The sequence below is a fragment of the Paenibacillus sp. CFBP 13594 genome (genome assembly GCF_014842675.1).
Taxonomy (GTDB): domain Bacteria; phylum Bacillota; class Bacilli; order Paenibacillales; family Paenibacillaceae; genus Paenibacillus; species Paenibacillus amylolyticus_B.
The window spans coordinates 1-643 of record NZ_JACYVQ010000033.1 but is presented as its reverse complement, the minus strand read 5'-3'; the positions used below and the strand labels follow the sequence as shown (position 1 = coordinate 643).

Sequence of the window (643 nt, the reverse complement as noted above, 5' to 3'; positions counted from 1 at the left end):
AACTCCGGCATCCGGGCCACATATTTCAGCGCTCCATAGCTGAAGCCTTTATGAGGTACCTTGCGCAATCCTTCTTTCACCCGTTTGATGGTGACCGAAAGCTCGTCCTCTACCTCCCCTTCCAGCAGTACCGGGTACAGGGTCGTAAACCAGCCCACGGTGCGGCTGAGATCGATGCCTTCCAGCACATCCTCCCGGCCATGGCCTTCCAGGTTCACTTTCAGCTTCAGCTCACCCGTCAGCTTCCGCACCGCGAGGTACAGCGCACTAAGCAGCAGATCATTGATCTCCGTCTGATAGGCCCGATTGCTCTCCCGCAGCAGCTGCCGGGTGACTTCCGTACTCAGGGTGCTTTGCACGGTATGGCTGTCCGCAAATCGATCTGGTTCCGCCGATTCCTCCCGCTCTCCCAGGTTCAGCCCCGCCCCCTCCGCTGCAAGTCTACTCCAGTAGGCTCGCTCCTTCGCGGCCTGCGGGCTGTTCGCGTAATCCTGCACAGCTTCTGCGAAACGCTGGTAAGAGTCGGTCTTCTCGCCCGCATCCAGCTCTTCTCCCCGCTCCGCCTGCTGATACAGCACTTCCATGTCTTCCAGCAGGATTCGCCAGGACACCCCGTCCACGACTAGGTGATGAATCGCCAGCA

At 59.6% G+C, this 643-nt stretch carries 1 protein-coding gene; it reads right to left on the bottom strand.

The genetic code is table 11. From position 1 onward, the window contains the following. Positions 1-643 (bottom strand): condensation domain-containing protein (locus tag IFU39_RS32510; protein ID WP_192136485.1); only part of this gene is annotated, 643 nt, incomplete at both ends.